This window comes from Zoogloea sp. (assembly GCF_044344315.1).
Classification (GTDB): Bacteria; Pseudomonadota; Gammaproteobacteria; order Burkholderiales; family Rhodocyclaceae; genus Zoogloea.
This window is the reverse complement of record NZ_JBIJDC010000179.1, coordinates 1-4,386: the sequence shown is the minus strand read 5'-3', so window position 1 is coordinate 4,386 and position 4,386 is coordinate 1. Positions and strand designations below refer to the sequence as shown.

The window sequence follows — 4,386 nt, the reverse complement described above, 5'->3', positions numbered from 1 at the left end:
GCATTGCCCGGGCCCTGCTGGCCCACGCCGAGCGGACTGCCGTGGAGCGCGGCTGCTGCAAACTCACGCTGGAGGTCCTTGAGGGCAATACCGGCGCTCGTGAGGCCTACACAGGTTTCGGCTTTCAGGGCTATCAGCTCGACCCGGCCATGGGACAAGCCCTGTTCATGGAAAAGAAGCTCTAGGTGCGTTAACGCCCCCCATCGTGGCGTTAACGCAGAAGCCCGGCCTAGGCCGGGCTTCTGCGTTAACTGCCTGCGCTGAAAATCAGCGCTGAACCTGAGTCACATCACGCACGGCGCCCGTGTCAGCGCTGGTAGTGAGGGCGGCATAAGCCTGCAGCGCGGCCGACACATGGCGCACCCGGTTGGCTGGCTTCCAGCCACGGGCATCCTGGGCCACCCGTCGGCTGGCCAGTTCGGAGTCAGCGACAGCCAGATGGATGCGCCGATTGGGGATATCGATCTCGATCACGTCCCCTTCTTCCACCAGACCGATCGCGCCGCCGCATCCCGCTTCAGGCGAGGCGTGACCGATGGACAGGCCGGAGGTACCGCCGGAGAAGCGCCCATCGGTGAGCAGCGCGCAGCTCTTGCCCAGGCCCTTGGACTTCAGATAGCTGGTCGGGTAGAGCATTTCCTGCATACCCGGGCCGCCCTTCGGGCCTTCGTAGCGGATCACCACCACGTCACCCGCCACGATCTGGTCGGCCAGAATGCCGGCCACCGCATCCTCCTGGCTCTCAAACACGCGGGCCCGGCCGGTGAACTTCCAGATCGACTCATCCACGCCGGCGGTCTTCACGATACAGCCCTTCTCGGCGATATTGCCGTAGAGCACGGCAAGACCACCATCCTGGCTGAAAGCGTTGGCCTTGTCGCGGATCACGCCCTTGCTGCGGTCCAGATCAAGCTCGTTCCAGCGCCTGTCCTGGCTGAAGGCCACCTGGGTGGGCACACCGCCCGGCGCGGCCTTGAAAAAATTGAACACACCGCTGTCGTGGGCCTGCATCACGTCCCAGCTGGCCAGAGCCTCGGCCATCGTCTTGGTATGGACGGTAGGCAGGTCAGTGTGCAGCAGCCCGGCGCGATTGAGCTCGCCGAGGATGGCCATGATGCCGCCGGCACGGTGCACGTCTTCGATATGCACGTCGGCCACCGCGGGCGCCACCTTGCACAGGCACGGCACCTTACGCGAGATACGATCAATGTCGCTCATGGTGAAATCAACACCGGCTTCCTTGGCCGCAGCCAGCAGGTGCAGCACGGTGTTGGTAGAGCCGCCCATGGCCACGTCGAGGCTGATGGCGTTCTCGAAAGCCCTGAAGCTGGCGATGGAGCGCGGCAGGACGGATTCATCGTCCTTCTCGTAATAGCGGCGGGCCAGGTCCACGATGGTGCGGCCAGCACGCAGGAAGAGCTGCTCGCGATCTGCGTGAGTAGCCAGCACGGTACCGTTGCCCGGCAGGGACAGGCCCAGGGCTTCGGTCAGGCAGTTCATGGAGTTGGCGGTGAACATGCCGGAACAGGAGCCACAGGTTGGGCAGGCGGAGCGCTCAATGGCGTCCACTTCTTCGTCCGAACAGCTGCTGTCGGCGGCCTTGACCATGGCGTCCACCAGGTCGAGGGAGATCACCTTGGCCTCCCACTTGACCTTGCCGGCCTCCATCGGGCCACCGGACACGAAGATCGCCGGGATGTTGAGGCGCAGAGCAGCCATCAGCATGCCCGGAGTGATCTTGTCGCAGTTGGAGATGCATACCATGGCGTCCGCGGTGTGGGCGTTGCACATGTACTCCACGCTGTCGGCGATCAGGTCGCGGCTGGGCAGGCTGTAGAGCATGCCGCCATGGCCCATGGCAATGCCGTCATCGACGGCGATGGTGTTGAACTCCTTGGCCACACCACCCGCCTTCTCGATCTCGCGCGCCACCAGCTGGCCCAGATCCTTCAGGTGCACGTGACCCGGCACGAACTGGGTGAAGCTGTTGACCACGGCGATGATCGGCTTTTCGAAATCGCCATCCTTCATGCCTGTGGCGCGCCACAGGGCGCGGGCGCCGGCCATGTTGCGACCGGCGGTGGAAGTGCGGGAACGATACTGGGGCATCTCGGGAGACTCCGTCTGCAAACGAATGGATTTATTACCAGCCTTCCATTCTAGCTCGTCGGGCTGCTGCTGCCGTCACTCGATGCACACACGAACACCAGATACGCCTTACGTCCACGTCAGTTCGGGTATTCCCCCATTGGCCGCGAGGTGGGGATACCCCCCTAATAAAGCCACAAACAAAGTAAGCACAAGGCTTTGGGCCCGGGACGCAAGCGCACCATTCGTTACATTTGAGCAACGGTTTAGACACGCTCCGGCCCTAGCCTTGATGCCACAAGAACATAACGGAGACCTTGCCATGACTGCACTGCCCATCCTGGCCACGATCCTCACGATCGGGCTCGCCCTTGCCATGGGGCGCCATCTTTCAGCCCGCCACCGGCAAGCCTCCCACCAGCGCCCGCAGGTGCATACACCCACTCCGGCGAAACGCTGATTTCGCCCTCCACCCGGTAAGTCCCATGAGCGATTTCATCCTCGAAACCGCCGGCCTGACCAAGGAGTTCAAGGGCTTCGCGGCGGTCTCCAACGTGGACCTGAAAGTCCGCCGCGGTCACATCCACGCCCTGATCGGCCCGAACGGTGCCGGCAAGACCACGGTCTTCAACCTGCTCACCAAGTTCCTGCCGCCCACCCGCGGCACCATCACCTTCGACGGCCGCGACATCACCCGAGAAGCGCCAGCCGTCACGGCGCGCCGGGGCCTTGTGCGCTCCTTCCAGATCTCGGCCACCTTTCCACATCTCACGGTGATGGAGAACGTCCGCATCGGCCTGCAGAAAAAGCTCGGCACAGAGTTTCATTTCTGGCGCTCCGAGAAGAGCCTGAACGTGCTGAATGACCGGGCCATGGAGTTGCTCGAATCGGTGGACCTGGGCGGTTTTGCCGACACGGTCACGGCCGAGATGCCCTATGGCCGCAAGCGCGCCCTGGAGATCGCCACGACCCTGGCCCTAGACCCCTTGATGATGCTTCTCGACGAACCCACGCAGGGCATGGGCCACGAGGACATCGGGCGAGTCGTGGATCTGATCCGCAAAGTATCTGCCAACCGCACCATCCTGATGGTGGAGCACAACCTGTCGGTGGTGGCCAACCTGTGCGACCGCATCACCGTTCTGCAGCGTGGCAGCGTGCTGGCCGAGGGCCCATACGAGGAGGTCTCGAAGAACCCGCAGGTGCTTGAAGCCTATGTGGGCTCCAGCGACATGAACGACGCCCACCACTGACCGGAAGCGATCCATGACCAGCGCCTTCGACCCCAAGCCCGAAATGCTGCGGATCCACGATCTGCACGCGTTCTATGGCGAGTCCCACATCCTCCACGGCATCGACCTTCACGTCGGTCGCGGTGAATGCATCACCCTCCTCGGTCGCAACGGCTCCGGCCGCTCCACCACCCTCAAGTCCATCCTCGGCCTGGTAGGCCGGCGCACGGGTTCGATCATGGTGAACGGCAAGGATGTCATTGCCGAGCCCACCCACCGCATGGCCCGCTACGGCATCGGCTATGTGCCCGAGGAGCGGGCCATCTTCGCCTCCCTGTCCACCGAAGAGAACCTGATGCTGCCGCCCCAGGTGGCCAGCGGCGGAATGAGCGTGGACGAAATCTACGGGATGTTCCCCAATCTGCTCGAGCGTCGCAGCAGCCCCGGCACCAAGCTTTCCGGTGGCGAGCAGCAGATGCTGGCCATGGCCCGGGTCCTGCGCACTGGCGCCAAGCTGCTGCTGCTCGACGAGATCACCGAGGGCCTGGCCCCGGTCATCGTCAAAAAGCTCGGCGAAGTCATCATCGAACTCAAGAAGCGCGGCTTCACCATCGTGCTGGTGGAACAGAACTTCCGCTTTGCCGCCCCGCTGGCTGACCGCCATTACGTACTGGAACACGGCGAGATCCTCGCCACGATCTCGAAGGAAGAACTGCCCGGAAAAATGGACTGGCTGCACCAAACCCTCGGCGTCTGAGCCGGCTCGACACAACAAAGAAGGAGAGAGAGACATGACCATGAAAAAAACAATTTCCATCGCCTGTACTGCAGCCCTCGCCACCCTGTCCGCCGGCGCCCACGCGCAGGTGTCCGGGGGCGTGGTGAAGATCGGCGTGCTGACCGACCTGTCGGGCACCTATTCCGACCTGGCCGGCTCCGGCGCTGTCCTCGCTACCAAGATGGCGGTCGAGGACTTCATCGCCAAGGAAAAGCCCAACTTCAAGATTGAAGTGGTGAGCGCCGACCATCAGAACAAGGCCGACATCGCCTCCAACAAGGCCCGCGA

At 63.2% G+C, this 4,386-nt stretch carries 6 protein-coding genes; 5 read left to right on the top strand and 1 reads right to left on the bottom strand.

Features of this window, described 5'->3' with window-relative positions; genetic code table 11:
* A partial coding sequence (locus tag ACIQ09_RS21765; RefSeq protein ID WP_398314444.1) for a GNAT family N-acetyltransferase occupies positions 1 to 185 on the top strand: 185 nt, incomplete at its 5' end.
* An 82-nt stretch (positions 186 to 267) separates the two neighbouring features.
* Here the strand turns inward: ACIQ09_RS21765 and ilvD are convergent.
* Entirely contained in the window at positions 268 to 2,109 is a 1,842-nt protein-coding gene (ilvD, locus tag ACIQ09_RS21760) for a dihydroxy-acid dehydratase (protein ID WP_398314442.1), read from the bottom strand.
* 301 nt (positions 2,110 to 2,410) lie between these two features.
* On the opposite strand from ilvD, the gene ACIQ09_RS21755 reads away from it, so the two are divergent.
* From ACIQ09_RS21755 to ACIQ09_RS21740, 4 genes are all read left to right on the top strand, one after another.
* Entirely contained in the window at positions 2,411 to 2,548 is a 138-nt protein-coding gene (locus tag ACIQ09_RS21755; protein ID WP_398314440.1) for a hypothetical protein, read from the top strand.
* A gap of 25 nt (positions 2,549 to 2,573) precedes the next feature.
* Entirely contained in the window at positions 2,574 to 3,341 is a 768-nt protein-coding gene (locus ACIQ09_RS21750; protein WP_398314438.1) for an ABC transporter ATP-binding protein, read from the top strand.
* 13 nt (positions 3,342 to 3,354) lie between these two features.
* On the top strand, positions 3,355 to 4,077 hold the full coding sequence (locus tag ACIQ09_RS21745) for an ABC transporter ATP-binding protein (RefSeq protein WP_398314436.1): 723 nt from the start codon (positions 3,355 to 3,357) through the stop codon (positions 4,075 to 4,077).
* A gap of 34 nt (positions 4,078 to 4,111) precedes the next feature.
* Positions 4,112 to 4,386: ABC transporter substrate-binding protein (locus tag ACIQ09_RS21740; protein WP_398314434.1), on the top strand; the 275-nt coding region annotated here is incomplete at its 3' end.